This is a genomic window from Paenibacillus sp. LC231, from assembly GCF_001860525.1.
Taxonomy (GTDB): Bacteria; Bacillota; Bacilli; order Paenibacillales; family Paenibacillaceae; genus Paenibacillus_AQ.
Map to the genome: position 1 here is coordinate 251,681 of NZ_JFOM01000005.1, position 14,595 is coordinate 266,275.

Here is a 14,595-nt window from a genome sequence, read left to right on the forward strand (position 1 = left end):
TAAAAAAAAATAACCAGCATAACAATTTATGCTGGTAAAAGCGCGTTTTCACGAAATTGACAACGAAATTGTTCCCCCGAGAGAATTTCTTCCTTCAACAGGATATCAAGAGAATTGTCGAATATTGGCCGTTTCTGTTCCAAGAGATTCTTGGTGCGGTTCATTAACTCTTCCAAAATCACATTATTCTCTTTCATTAACTCTTCAGTTGTTACCATGTTCATGTTAACAATGCCCAGCGACGTCAAACCTGACTTCATCATCGTCTCCACGATGTTCAGCGATTGCTCAAAGTCATTGCTTGAACCTGTGCTTCGGCCTCCGTAAAAGATCTCTTCGGCGGCCGCACCGCCAAGCGCGATCATAATTTGCTCTTCCAGGAAGGTTTTCGTGTATAGATATTGTTCCTCCTGCGGATTATGACGAACATAACCTAGCGCTTTACCACGCGGGCTGAGTGCAACTTGCTTCACACTGCCGGGACGCACAAGCTCTGCCATAATAGCATGTCCCAATTCATGTATGGCAACGCGCTTCTTCTCTTCCAAATTCGATTCACGGTCGGAACGCTCACCCATCATTACCTTGTCAATCGCCATGGACAAATGACGCTGATGGATAAACTGTTCATTCTCGCGCATCGTGTAAATGGCCGCTTCATTCATGACGCTCTCGAGTTGTGCGCCCGAGAAGCCGTATGCTTCCTCGGCGATTTTCTCCAAGTCAACATCTTCATGCAACGGCTTATTGCCCGCATGCAGATTCAAGATATGAGTACGTCCCTTCTTATCCGGCAGATCGACCTGAATGTGACGGTCGAAACGCCCTGGACGCAGCAGTGCGCTATCCAGCATTTCTTTCCGGTTTGTCGCGGCAATAACCAGAATACGAGGAGTATCCTGCGAATAGATGCCATCCATCTCGGTTAGCAGCTGATTCAGCGTCTGGTCGTACTCGCGCTGCTGGCCGCCTTCGCGTTTACCGCCAATGACATCGATCTCATCGATGAAGATAATGGCGTTTTGCTTGTTTTCCTTTGCCGCACGGTTACGAGCATCCTTGAACAAATCCCGGATGCGCCCTGCACCAACACCGACATACATCTCAACAAATTCACTGCCGGATGCAGCAACAAAGATCGAATCCGTGTAATGGGCAGCGGCTTTAGCCATCAACGTCTTCCCTGTTCCCGGAGGCCCGGTGAGAAGAATGCCCTTCAATGGACGAATGCCGAATTTCTTAATGTCTTCATGACGAATCAGAAAATCCAGTGCTTCACGCAGCTCTTGCTTGGCATTATCCTGCCCGCCGATTTCTTCGAACGTCAGCTTGGCAGGTCCGCTCTTTTTCCGCTTCCGCTCATTCGCTGCGCCTACAGCGATGCCGCCCTTCATCTTCGCGATAAACAACAAGCCGCCTACAAGTGCTGCAGCGATGAGCAAGGGCACGATGTTCACGCCGACAAACACAAGGAATACCAGCAAAACCGGAATAAAGCCTAACATGATTTCTTTAGCTAATTTAGGCATGATTCCACACCTCCATGTTGCCAGACTGACGCGGCAAGATTATAAATTTACCAGACTTGCCGTCTGACAAGCTGACATAGACGTTGGTGTCATCAATCGTTGCTTTAGCTTTCAAATTCGGAGACTGGGCAGCAAGCTGCTCGAGCGATGATTGAATATCGGTATACTGCTTATTATCCATCGCTTCAGCGACTGACAGCATCGCCTTCTCCCACCATTGATCCAGTGCTTCCGAGGAATGGTCCTCCACCTGGATTTTCAATTCCCGATTGCCAATCACAGACTTGCCTTCCTTCTTAATATGCTGGACCAGGCCTTGCAAATTTGTATCCGGAGCCAAATCAAGATTCAAAGTAACGGTATTCTGTTTAATATCTATATGTGAATCCTTCACGCCGTCATATTGTGACACAACATTGGCCAGCGGATTTTGCAAAGCCATCTGCCGATACAGAAACCATCCGCCAAAGAGAACCGATGCTGAGATCACGACAGTCAGCACGATAGGTACAATGCGTAGTTTCATGAAGTTCCTCCTTCATTTCTGTATGAAATTTTGTCTATCATGCTGCAACACAATAATACATATAACAACGATATATAGGGATGCATGTAGTTTATATGCTCATTTTGTACAAGTATGAGTATATCACATCTTATATACTTTTTCATGCATGTCTGTGAAAATATTTAGAACAGTTTTTCCATATTATTTCTGAATACGCTTACAATTATAGAGAAATAAGAGAGGAACCCGCGAATATTAAAGGGCCCCTCTCTCCTTCTTATTTATTGATTTGGAAGAATAATGTCATTACCGATGGTGTTACCGTCTTGAAAACGATAAAACCGATAACCGCGCTGACCGTTGTGTTCATACTGCAGCTGCCAAGCATACTCGCCCTCATACATTCCAGGCAGCAGCCGCTTAATTTCTACGCCAGGCAATTCGTTATAAATCTGATCCCGCATCTGGTCTTCAGACAACCCCGTATTCAGCAAAACGGATTGGACAGCCTCGGCACCTGCAACAGGTACGTTGTCATCCGTAAATTTCACCCATACCATACGGTCTTGATTGTCCTGATCCTTCCCGCTTATCACCCAGTAGTTATTGTCCTCGCCCCACACCGATTTATAGGTCTTCCCGGACGTAACCAATTGGCCATGTTGTTTGGCGGCAGCAATTGCCATTCTTTCTTCATTCCAAGCATCTTTCATCACATATGAATAATAGAGCTGTAAACCAAGCAGTAACAGCAGCACGCCGGATACACTCAGCAATATCCACTTCGTTTTTTTCTTCAAATCCGTCTTCCTCGCTCCCCTTGATTATTCCCTAGAGGGTTGTAAGACGCTCAAAGGCACGCTGCGCTTCCCGGCGGATACGTTCCTCATCGAGAGTAAGACTCGCGCCATTCTTCACTACCTGCTTGCCGTCAACCCATACATGCTCAACATCCTTCGCACTGGCGGAGTAGATAGCATGAGAAATGTAATCCGTCTTCGGAAGGAAGTGCGCCTGATCCGTGTTCAGTGCGATCATATCTGCCTTCATACCTACCGCAAGCGTACCAATATCCGTAAGGAAGGCTGACTTGGCTCCATATTCTGTACCCATCCGAAGCGCTTCGGATGCTGGAATTGCGGTTGGATCCCCGCTTACTCCTTTATGGATCAGTGCGGCCAGCCGCATCTCTTCAAACATATCCAGATTATTATTGCTGGCAGGTCCATCAGTACCCAAAGACACGGTGACCCCGGCTTTCAGCAGTGCAGGCACGCGAGCGATGCCGCTGGCAAGCTTCAAATTGCTGCCTGGATTATGCGAAACCATAACTTGATGTTTGGCCAGAATTTCGATTTCTTCATCGGTTAGATGGACGGCATGCGCAAGCAGCGTTGGACGGGAGAACATGCCAAGCTTCTCTAGATGGGCAACAGGGCGAAGTCCGTAGTCATTTACATTTTGAGCTACTTCCGTTTCCGTTTCGGACATATGCGTATGCAAAGGCAAATTCAAATCATGTGATGCTTGCACGAATTTTTCGATGAAATCCGGCGGGCACGTATAGGGTGCATGCGGTGAGATCATCGTCGTAATCCTACCGTCAGCCTGACCATGCCAGTATTTCGCGAATGCAACCGCCTCATCCAGCTTCTGCTGCTGCACCTCAGGCGGACATAATCCGATGACACCGCGTGTCAGAACGCCGCGCATGCCTGAGTCCTCCACTACCTTTGCAACCTGATCCATATGATCATACATATCCACAAATGTCGTGGTTCCGCCTTTGATCATCTCCAGCACGGAGAGTGAGGTTCCCCAGTATACATCGTCGGCCGTGAATCTGGCTTCCATCGGCCACATTTTTTCCTGAAGCCATACCTGTAGTGCCAGATCGTCGCCATACCCGCGAAGAAGCGACATGGCCGCATGTCCGTGCGTGTTCACCAATCCAGGCAGGAAAAACAGTTGGGTTCCGTCGATGATTTCTGTTCCCTCTTGGACAGTCGGCTCTTCTTCACCCAGGTAGGTGATCCGGTCGTTCTCAACGACCATATATCCGCGTAACACGGATCTGCCTTCCTCTAGTACTGCAAACGTTCCGTTTTTAATCATCCACTTCGTTGTCGTCATGTGCTGCATCCTCCTTGCCGTTATCCAAATAATAGGCCAAACTCTGCAAATCCGTAGTAAAATCTGCCGTATGAATCCGGATATGGGCTGGAGCTTTCAGGATGGTCGGTGCAAAATTCAGGATAGCCTCGATGCCTGCCGCGATAAGTTGATTCGCTACATTCTGCGCCTCAAAATCCGGAACGGTGATAATCCCGATACGAATGCCGTACTCATGAACCGTCTTCTCCAGCTCCTCCATCGGCTGTACGACCAAATTGTTAATTTTCATACCAACTTTGGGAGAATACGAATCGAAAACCGCCACAATCTTCATATTGTCCTTCAGAAATGCATTGTAATTCGATAATGCATGTCCAAGATTACCGGCCCCAATCAATGCGACATTGATCTTCTGGTCCAGCTTTAGAATCTGGCGAATTTTCTCGATCAGATAAGATACGTCATATCCGATCCCTTTCCGTCCAAAATCACCGAAATACGCTAGGTCCTTACGAATTTGAGCAGGATTGAGGTCCAGTTTCTGCCCCAGTTCCTGGGAGGAAACCGTGGAGACCTCCCTTTTCTGAAGCTCATTCAAATAGCGCAAGTATACAGGTAATCTGCGGACCACGGCTTCCGAAATTTTTTCCGATTTCATGCATGCTCCCCCTAATAATAGGTTAATAACTACATTTGTTTGTGCTCGTTCATGGTTTCACTTTATTCAGCTTGGTTCTCTATGCCTGCCTCTTCCTGCAGCCATTCCGAAATTCGGGGAACGATCCCCTCTGTCGGCATGTGCTCCATCTTCGGTCCAGGCAAGGAATATAAGAAATACTTCCCGTAATAGGATTCAATGACCCGAGTATCGTAGACGATGACAATCCCCTTATCCTGCGCGGTCCGTACCAGTCGGCCAAATCCCTGTTTGAAGCGAATGACCGCTTGCGGAACCGAAAGCTTCATAAACGGGTTCTTCTTCTGCTGCTGCAGAAGCTCGCTCTTGGCTTCGACCAGAGGGTGATTCGGCGGTTGGAACGGCAGCCGTACGATGGCGAGGCAGGTGAGCGCCTCACCGGGTATATCTACTCCTTCCCAGAAGGAGCTGGTGCCCAGCAGAACCGAAGCGCTGCTATCCTGGAATCTCCGGATTAACTTGGTACGGCTGGTTCCGTCCATCCCTTGTCCCAGTACCGTAATATCGCTGGATCCCAGCGCCTCCTTCAAGGGCTCATGCACCTGACGCAGCATGCGGTACGAGGTGAACAGGACAAGCATGCGACCATGCGTTGCGATGGCCGTATCAGCCAATGATTGCACAAGTGTATTCACAAAGAGTGCATCCCCGACCGAGCCCTTCACGCTCGGAAAATCGCGCGGCACAACAAGGAGAGCCTGCTCCCTGTAATTAAACGGGGACGGCAGCAGGACCGTGTTCAGGTTGCCGTTATCTGCCGCTTCCTGAAGACCCAAATTCTCGATCATGAACTGAAACGATTTGTCCACCGACAAGGTCGCCGATGTCAGGATCACGCTTTGTTTTTTGTCAAAAAACAATTCCTTTAAGTGGGTGCTGACATCGACGGGCACCGCATAAAGCTGCAGCGATTTGCCGCGGAAGTTGCCGTTCGCCTCCATCCAGTATACCGTACCCTCATCGTTCAGCGACATGAAGGTCCTCAGGTCCTCGCGGTGTGCCGCCAGGTCCTTAAACAGACCCGATAGGTCTGTTAACAGACTGTCCGCGCTGTAGTCGTCCAGATCTTCCTTCATTTCGGCAATCAGCTTATCACCCTTGCGAACGACATCGCCCAGCGTCAGATGAATTTGATGCTCCAGCTCGGCCAGCGAATTCCAATCCTTCGGCTTCTTCAGAGGCGATAAGCGAAGCGAGAATTGACCGGCATCCCCCGGAGTCGCGTCTCCGCGCTCCGGAAGCAGTCCGAACAATTGATCGCTGAGCCGGTCCCAATTCTCTTTGACGGTGATCAGATCCGGATAAATCCGGTCGATGACGGAAGACCACTCGGCAGCCTTCTCATGGGATGACGCTTGCAGCAGCTGGCGAAGAGCCGGAAGCTGACCGCTGCGGCTGTCTTTGTACATACGGGTCAACGTGTGGACAACCGAAAAATATTTCATCTGCAAGCCAAGGTGCTTGCCGGCGACGTCCTCCAGATGATGCGCTTCATCGATGACGAGACGGTCATAACTAGGAAGCAGCTGGTGATTCGCTTTCACGTCGGTGAACAGCTTCGAATGGTTCGTAATGACAACATCCGCGATGCCCGCTTCATGTTTGGCCCTGTGATAATAACATTTGCGGAACCATGGGCAGGCACGGCCCAGGCAGGAATCCGAATCACTGGAAATGGTCTCCCAGAAATCCCCTCCGCGACCGCCAAGGTTCAGCTCCTCATCATCCCCGTTCTCCGTCTGGGTCAGCCAGACCAGCATCTGCGCCGCGGTGATCACATCTTCCTTCGGGGTATGAAAATCTCTTCTATTTATTTTATGTTCAAATTTTCTCAAACACAAATAATGGCCTCTTCCCTTGAAAATAGCCGCTTTAAAAGGAAAAGGAACAACCTGGGTGAGCAGGGGAATATCCCGGTCACGCAGCTGTTCTTGAAGGTTGATCGTATGCGTGCTCACCATAACCTTCTGTTCCTGCTTCACGCTTTGATAAATCGACGGCAGCAAATACCCGAGGGATTTGCCTGTTCCCGTGCCGGCTTCGATCAATAGATGTTTATTGTTATCGAGTGCCTGCATCACTTCCTGGAACATCATGTCCTGGGCATCCCTGCTCTCGTAATGAGGCAGCGTTTCCTTTAGACGTTCACGGACATCATTCATGTATTGCTCAAAGCTTACATCAGCCAAGGGATTAGGCGCCGTCTCATCCCTGGCAGGCGTTATATCGTTCCAATCGTCAACAGCCAGGGCGAATTGACGATAGTACGTATGGGTGTCTCCGGCTTGTACTGCCTGGAGTTCCCTGTCGGCACGGATGCCGTCAAAGAACCAGGCCAAGTCGCTGTCCTCGTCGGCAAACAGGTCGCTTAACCGCTGCACGGTAAGCAGTGGAAGCTCATCGATCTCCTCCAGGCATTTCAGCAGCGCATAGGCTGTGGCAAGTGCATCGCTGTCCGCCTGATGCGGACGGTCATGCTCCAGGCCGAAATGAGAGGACACCATCCCAAGCTGATAAGAAGGCAGCGAGGGAAAACATATTTTTAAGAAGTGCATCGTATCTAGAATTCGGCCGCTGAACGGTAAATAGCCGCAGCGATCGAGTGCATTTTGCAAAAAGTTAAAATCAAAAGCGACATTATGCCCAACCAATACAACATCGTCGAGCATGGGCACGAGTTCCATCATCATTTCTTCCAATGACGGAGCATCCGCTACATCACGGTCGGAAATGCCGGTCAAACCGGTAATAAAAGGAGGGATCGGAATCCCGGGATTGACATAGGTGCCGTATACGCGGGAGATGCTTCGATCCTCTTCGATGATGGCCAGTCCAACCTGAATGATCTCATCTGCTGACTGGTTGCCCGTGGTTTCAAAATCCAATACGGCAAATTTCATTTCGATAAAATCCCTTTCCTCCAGACTAATTAACAGCATACCAGAAGTTGCGGGTTTTGAACATTCCGGGTAAAAAATCCCCGCACTCCTCCGTAAGCTCCATACGGCAAAAAGCGATACCAAAGTCTCAAGGATGAGCTCTGACATCGCTTCTTGTTTTAGCTTGATTTTTTACAGCAAAGAGATCAATTGGCTGCCGTACTGGAGCTCACCGCGATTCTGCTTGCAGACCTCCAGATTGATAATGGGGTCAGGAAGCGTCGGGTCGCTGTGAATCGCCAGTGCGAAATGCTCCTCGGCCTTCCCTTGCTGTCCATTCAACACCTCGATGCATCCAAGCGCATTGTATATCATCGCCCGCATCTTCTTGTTGTCTGCCAGGGGCAGGATGGACACCAACACATCGGATGCTGGTATGGTTTGCCCCAAATAAAGATGGGACATCGCAATATACAGCTTGATCAGAAGGCTTTCCGGAAATACGGTGGCGGCCGCCTCAAACTGCTGTATGGCCGGCTGGAACATCAACAACTTGTAATAACCTTGACCGCGAATAAATGCATCAAGCTGCAATTCAGGCGCTTCGGTCGGTGGAAAAACCGGAGGTGAGGCGGCACTCTCGCGGAAGATGGCCATCTTCTCTTCAAAATGGAGCCATTCCTCGATAATGCCCTCGCTCATGCTTTTGAGCATGTTCCAGTTTTGTACCAGCGCCTGTTTTTGGGGACCTTGAGCAGAAGGGTAATGCTTCACAATTTCATCTAACATGTTGTTCATTTCAGCGAATACATGTTGAAACATAGCTGCATCCCACCCTTAGCGGAAAAATGAGATCAGTGCGTCGACCTGAACTCATTTTCTGTAGAAGACGGTCTTTTCATCCCTTTAAGGTCCCGACACATTTTGGTTCTTAGAAGACCTTTAGAGAACCGCGGCGTGAACCTCACGGTATTCCGTGTTTACCGGCTTATTCAATTCGTCAACGATCACGACCGTTGGGGTGTGATTGTCGTATTCCTCTTTGGACATCATGGCGTAAGAAATGATGATGACGTTGTCGCCAGGCTGTACAAGCCTTGCAGCTGCCCCGTTCAGGCAAATCACGCCGCTGCCGCGTTCGCCTTTGATCACATACGTTTCCAAACGGGCGCCATTGTTATTGTTCACGATTTGAACTTTTTCATTCTCCAGAAGATCTGCAGCCTCCATTAGATCCTCATCAATGGTAATGCTGCCCACATAGTTCAGATTGGCTTCCGTCACCGTCGCGCGGTGGATTTTGGATTTCATCATTGTTCTAAACATGGGATCCCCCTACTTTTGGTTGAAGTAACGCATTGTCAATGAGGCGGGTACGGCCAAATCGTACGGCCAGCGCCATAATGACGGTTCTGCCTTCATCCGCAATGCGATATGAATCTTCCACAGGAACAAGTTCCGGGAAAGTGAGCAATTCTGCATAATCAATGTCTGCGAGCGGGGACCGGGATATATAATCCCGAAGAAACGCACGGATCTCTCCTGCCGTCGTCGCTTGTCCCTGCCGGATTGCCTCCTGAGCCGTCCGTAATGAGCCCGACAGCACAAGTGCCTGTTCCCGCTCTTCCGGCTTCAAATACACATTGCGCGAGCTTAGAGCAAGGCCGTCAGCTTCGCGAATGATCGGACAAGGCACGATGGTCACGTCCATGTTCAGGTCCTGTACCATTTGCTCAATCACGGCCACCTGCTGGGCATCCTTCATGCCGAAGAAAGCATAGTCAGGTTTTACGATATTAAACAATTTATTAACAACCGTGGTAACACCGTCAAAATGCCCGGGACGGGAGGCCCCGCACAACAATGACGTAATGTCCGATACGGCAATCTTCGTTTTGGTCGGCTGGGGATACATTTCCTGAACCGTTGGAATAAAAACCACATTCACCCCTTCGGATTCCGCCAACGCCAGATCGCGTCCCTCATCCCGAGGGTAGGTCTCATAATCCTCACCCGGTCCGAATTGAATCGGATTGACAAAGATACTGACGACCACCGTACCTGCCATTTCCCGCGCCTTACGCATCAGGCTGGCGTGCCCTTCATGCAAATAACCCATCGTAGGCACAAGTCCTACCGGACCACTGCCGGATTCTCGGCGGTCCTTAAGTTCTGATCTTAATTCCGCAATGGTGCGAATCACTTTCATGATGTCGTGCCCACCTTCTCCTTTTGACTCCCATATAATGTGGTTGTCGTTTCGGAACCTGCATGATTCTCGGCCTTAAAGACATGCTCCTCGGCCGGGAATGAGCGGTCCTTCACTTCCTTCACGTACTGCGTGATGCCTTCACGGATGATGGAACCGACATCGGCGTAGGTTTTCACAAAACGTTTGTCCCGATAAGGGGACGCGTACTTCAATATATCATGGAATACCAGCACCTGACCGTCACAGTAGCGGCCTGCTCCGATGCCAATCGTCGGTATGCTCAGCGCTTTGGAAATTTCCGCCGCTGCCTCTTCCGTTACCAGCTCCAATACAATGGCAAATGCTCCTGCCGCTTCAAGTGCCTTCGCATCATTCATGAGCCGCTGCGCGTCTTGGGCATCCTTGCCCTGTATGCGGTAGCCGCCAATCTGATTCACCGACTGAGGCGTCAGCCCGATATGGCCCAGCACCGGTACGCCGGACTGTACAATCCGTTTCACGGTGCCGGCGATTTCTTCTCCGCCCTCCATTTTCACGGCATGCGCATGGCCTTCCTGCATCAATCTCCGCACCCCGCGGAGACTTTCATCAATATCCCCGTGGTAGGTCATAAACGGCATATCCGCTACGATGAACGTTTCTTCCGCTCCACGAGCGACTGCACGGGTATGGTATACCATGTCGTCAAGCGTTACCGGAATGGTGGAGTTATAGCCAAGCACGACATTACCGAGGGAATCGCCTACCAATATCATATCAATATCCGCTTCCTCCGCCAGCTTGGCGGAAGGATAATCATACGCGGTCAGCATGGTGATCGGTACACCCTTCTTCTTCATGTTCTTCATCTTTACAATGTTCAGTGGTTGTTTGCCTGCCATTGTGACACAGCCTCCTTTGTGTAAATAAGTTAGACACAATAAAAAAACCTTTTAGCACATACTTGCTAAAAAGTCCGAAAGGCAAAAAAGAGTCACTCGCGATCGTCCCTTCTGTCTCGGTCCTTTCGGCTCAGAGCAGAATCCAACGTAACCGGCATAACAGTTATGAAGGTGTTCTAAAAAATGTTCATTTCTACTTGCTGAAGAGTGCAATTCGCTCATGACGATACCGCCTCTTGGTCATAGTATAACAAATTCGAGCCACGATTTCACCATGTTTCATTTACCTGGTATCAAAAAGAATTTCACCGGAATATACGGGGATTAGCTCGTCATCATGATTGCGAACCAACAGCGCGCCGTCTCGGTTGAGTCCTGTGGCAATCCCGCTAAAACGGTCACGGGCCGTCTGCACTTGAACTTCCCTGCCCACCGTGCCGGACAATGCTTCCCAGAGAGAGGCTATAGGCTCGAAGCCCTGCTCGTTGTACAATTCATATAAAACCTCCATCTCCGCCATAATGGACTGAATCAGCCCTGTCCGGTTGACGGTTGCTCCGCCAGCCATGCGAATCGAAGTCGCAACGCCGCGCAGCTCCTCCGGAAAATCCGATTCCTTCAGATTGGCGCTGATTCCGATTCCGGCTATGCAGTAGCGCACCCTTTCGTCTTCTGTTGCAGACTCCAGCAGAATGCCGCAAACCTTTTTGCCTTGAAACAGAATGTCGTTTGGCCATTTAATATCGGTCTGCACATCGGCGCACTTCGCAATTGCACGGCATACCGCTACGCCTGTCAATAGGGTCAGCTGCTGGGTTAAATGCAGCGGCTGCTTCGGTCTAAGCACCAGGCTCATCCATATGCCTTTGCCTCTGGGGGAATGGAATTTCCTTCCCATTCTTCCTCGACCGCCTGTCTGCTCTTCCGAGATTACAAGGGTGCCTTCGGCTGCCCCTTCTTCCGCCAATTGCCGGGCATCTTCCTGAGTAGATGACGTTTTGTCAAGCAGCATCAGCGTTTTACCGAAGGTTTGACTGGTCATCCCCGCTGTCAGTTGCTCCACGCTCAGTTTGTCCGGTTCATCGATCATGCGGTAGCCAAGCCGCGGAACGGCCTCAAAATCATATCCCCATTGACGGAGCTTATTGATCTGCTTCCATACGGCCGTCCGGCTGATGGACAATTTACGACTGATCTCTTCTCCGGACAAAAATTGCCCGGAATGCTCCTGGAACATTTTCAGAAGCGTATTGTCTTGATCATAATCCTTCATTATGAATTACCACCCGCTTTGCTTCTTCAATCAACGATTCCTTATCGTTGTTAATTAAACCTGCCGCCGTTTTCTCCAGCAATTGCCCGAGAAGTGCTCCTAGCCATGGGCCTCCACGCTTGTCCAGCGTTTCAAGCAGTTCGTTTCCGGTAATGGCCAAATCTTTCAAACTCCGAATTCGGAGTTCCCGGAGCCAACCGTCAAGCTGTTCAACTACGCTTAATGAAGCTGAGGCCGCTCCCGTTTGGTTCAATGCCCTCTGCAGCTGCAACCAGCCTTGGGCTGCCTCGGCTCCGTGGACGAGGATCAGCTTAATCCATCGGTGCCTGGCGCTCTCGGTAGCTTCCACTTCCTGCTCTTGCCGATAGGACTCATGAAGCGCTAACAGCTTAACGATGGCTTCCCGCTGCTTATTGGAGAACGTCCACGATCGTAACAGCTCCTCTGCTTCCTGGGCTGAAATGCCGCAGGCAAGCAGCAGCAGCGCCCAGCGGTTCGTAGAGTGCTCCGGCTCGATCCCATTCATGGCTTCTATCGCTTTCGTGTCATGTCCGGTATATGGAAAGGGCGCCTTCATTCGGGCGTATAAGCCGCTGCGGACAAACAGCTCCAGTCCGCGCAAGGGGGAAGGACCTGTTAGAATCTTTTCAAATTCACTGCGAATGCGCTCCATCGCAATCCAGCTTAAGGTGTCTCTCTCCGAGAGAATCCCTCTCCAAGTATGCACAGCGATGGAGAACCCGAATACGGAAGCGAAACGGATGCAGCGAACCATGCGCAGGGCGTCTTCGCGGAAACGGAGGCGTGCATCGCCCACGCAGCGAATCACCTGCCTGTCAATATCCGCCCGTCCGCCAAACGGATCCACCCAGGAGCCATCAATCCCTCGGGCCATTGCGTTCATCGTAAAATCACGTCGTCGCAAATCCTCCGTTACTTCTTCGACAAAAGCAACCTCCGTTGGATGACGGTGGTCCTCATAACCGCTCTCCACGCGATAGGTCGTCACTTCGAAAGACTGGCCTTCCATCAGCACCGTCACGGTCCCATGCTTGATTCCTGTAGGAATAACCTTGGGAAAGATGGAACAGGTGACCTCGGGCAAGGCGGAGGTAGTTATATCCATATCACTGACCCTGCGTCCCATGTATTCATCACGGACACAGCCTCCCACCCAATACGCTTCATGTCCATGCCGAAGCAGAGTCCGGACCACGTCCGCACTCCGCTCAGCCATATCAGGATCCGCGTTACGCCATCGTATTGAATTAAACATATCTGCCATAGTTTCCCGTTCCTTTATCCGAAAAACAACGAGAGGGTCGAGCTTAGCCGCAGACCGGCTTCAGCTCGCTAACCTCCCGTCCCAATACTCGGTAATATATTTCTTCGTACTTGCCCCGTATCAATTCATTGCAGAACATCGTCTTGGAACGATGGAGACAAGCCTTGCGAAGCCGCTCGCTAAGCGCTTCATCCTTTACTATTTCAAGCACATGCTGGGCCATTGAATAGGTGTCTCCGATTGGAGCCAAATAGCCGGTTTCGCCATGTGTAATCAACTCGGGAATCCCGCCTGCCGTGGAGCCGACGGTAGGCACTCCGCAGGCCATCGCTTCCAGAGCGACCAACCCAAAGCTTTCTTTCTCGGAAGGAAGCAGCAGCACATCGGCCATCGATATCACGTGCGCAATTTCATCTTGTTTGCCTAGAAAATGCACCTTGCTGCCGAGTCCCAGCTCATTGATCCGGCATTGGATTTTCGGAAGCTCCGGCCCTTCCCCAACAAGCAGCAGTTTCGCCGGTACCTGTTCCTGGACCTGGGCGAATATTTCCAGCACGTCCGCTACCCGTTTTACCGGACGGAAGTTGGAAATATGCATCAAAATCTTTTCATTCTCATCTGCATAATCTTTACGCAGCGATTTCGAATCCCGCGGATAATACACCCGGGGATCCACAAAATTGTAGGTAAGGTCAATATCCCGGCTTATATCCAGCAGCTCCCGTGTTTCTCGAATGAGATCCTGAGAGACAGCCGTAACGGCATCACTTTCGTTAATGGCGAGCCGAATCAGGTCCTTCAGCGATTCATCCTGCGCCAGAACCGTAATATCGGTTCCATGCAGCGTCGTGACGACCTTCAGTTGATCTCCGACCATCTGCTTTGCCAAGAAGGCACACACGGCATGCGGCACCGCATAGTGCACATGAAGCACATCAAGCTGCTGCATTTTGGCTACCTGAGCCATCTTTGTCGCTAGCGACAAATCATATGGCGGGTATCGGAACACATAGTAGTCGTTTACTTCAACTTCATGATAAAAAATATTTTTATGGAAAGTTCCTAACCGGAACGGAATGCTGTGAGCAATAAAATGAACCTGGTGGCCTTGCTCGGCCAGGAGTTTCCCCAGCTCTGTCGCCACCACGCCCGACCCGCCCAATGAAGGGTAACAGGTAATGCCGATTTTTAATGGTTGTTGATTCATGTCAGGCCT

General features: G+C 50.4%; 13 protein-coding genes. All 13 read right to left on the reverse strand.

Annotated features, from left to right (window positions below; translation table 11 throughout):
• Positions 1-26 precede the first annotated feature (26 nt).
• Positions 27-1,529, reverse strand: coding sequence for an AAA family ATPase (locus tag AK95_RS02730; protein WP_071218370.1), 1,503 nt, complete (start codon positions 1,527-1,529; stop codon positions 27-29).
• Positions 1,522-2,055, reverse strand: a complete 534-nt coding sequence (locus AK95_RS02735) for a hypothetical protein (RefSeq protein ID WP_071218371.1) — start codon at positions 2,053-2,055, stop codon at positions 1,522-1,524. The genes AK95_RS02730 and AK95_RS02735 overlap by 8 nt, the downstream gene beginning before the upstream one ends.
• A 263-nt stretch (positions 2,056-2,318) precedes the next feature.
• A complete protein-coding gene (locus tag AK95_RS02740; RefSeq protein ID WP_071218372.1) occupies positions 2,319-2,837 on the reverse strand; it encodes a cell wall elongation regulator TseB-like domain-containing protein in 519 nt (172 codons plus the stop codon).
• Positions 2,838-2,868: 31 nt separating this feature from the next.
• Positions 2,869-4,170, reverse strand: a complete 1,302-nt coding sequence (locus AK95_RS02745; protein WP_071218373.1) for an amidohydrolase — start codon at positions 4,168-4,170, stop codon at positions 2,869-2,871.
• Entirely contained in the window at positions 4,145-4,810 is a 666-nt protein-coding gene (locus tag AK95_RS02750; protein ID WP_071218374.1) for a redox-sensing transcriptional repressor Rex, read from the reverse strand. The genes AK95_RS02745 and AK95_RS02750 overlap by 26 nt, the downstream gene beginning before the upstream one ends.
• A 62-nt stretch (positions 4,811-4,872) precedes the next feature.
• Positions 4,873-7,749, reverse strand: a complete 2,877-nt coding sequence (gene dinG, locus AK95_RS02755) for an ATP-dependent DNA helicase DinG (protein WP_071218375.1) — start codon at positions 7,747-7,749, stop codon at positions 4,873-4,875.
• A gap of 171 nt (positions 7,750-7,920) precedes the next feature.
• The gene (locus AK95_RS02760) at positions 7,921-8,550 is read right to left on the reverse strand and encodes a hypothetical protein (RefSeq protein ID WP_071218376.1); all 630 of its coding nucleotides are present in this window, start codon (positions 8,548-8,550) and stop codon (positions 7,921-7,923) included.
• 120 nt (positions 8,551-8,670) lie between these two features.
• Positions 8,671-9,054, reverse strand: coding sequence for an aspartate 1-decarboxylase (gene panD / locus AK95_RS02765; protein WP_071218377.1), 384 nt, complete (start codon positions 9,052-9,054; stop codon positions 8,671-8,673).
• Positions 9,047-9,937, reverse strand: coding sequence for a pantoate--beta-alanine ligase (gene panC, locus AK95_RS02770; RefSeq protein WP_071218378.1), 891 nt, complete (start codon positions 9,935-9,937; stop codon positions 9,047-9,049). The genes panD and panC overlap by 8 nt, the downstream gene beginning before the upstream one ends.
• Complete coding sequence (panB, locus tag AK95_RS02775) at positions 9,934-10,821, reverse strand: 3-methyl-2-oxobutanoate hydroxymethyltransferase (protein WP_071218379.1); 888 nt, start codon at positions 10,819-10,821, stop codon at positions 9,934-9,936. Before panB ends, panC begins: the two co-directional genes overlap by 4 nt.
• Before the next feature lie 283 nt (positions 10,822-11,104).
• Positions 11,105-12,094 (reverse strand): biotin--[acetyl-CoA-carboxylase] ligase, encoded by a 990-nt coding sequence (locus AK95_RS02780; protein WP_071218380.1) that lies wholly within the window; start codon positions 12,092-12,094, stop codon positions 11,105-11,107.
• Positions 12,081-13,379, reverse strand: coding sequence for a CCA tRNA nucleotidyltransferase (locus tag AK95_RS02785; RefSeq protein WP_071218381.1), 1,299 nt, complete (start codon positions 13,377-13,379; stop codon positions 12,081-12,083). The genes AK95_RS02780 and AK95_RS02785 overlap by 14 nt, the downstream gene beginning before the upstream one ends.
• 43 nt (positions 13,380-13,422) lie before the next feature.
• On the reverse strand, positions 13,423-14,586 hold the full coding sequence (gene bshA / locus AK95_RS02790) for an N-acetyl-alpha-D-glucosaminyl L-malate synthase BshA (RefSeq protein WP_071218382.1): 1,164 nt from the start codon (positions 14,584-14,586) through the stop codon (positions 13,423-13,425).
• Between the last annotated feature and the right edge of the window lie 9 nt (positions 14,587-14,595).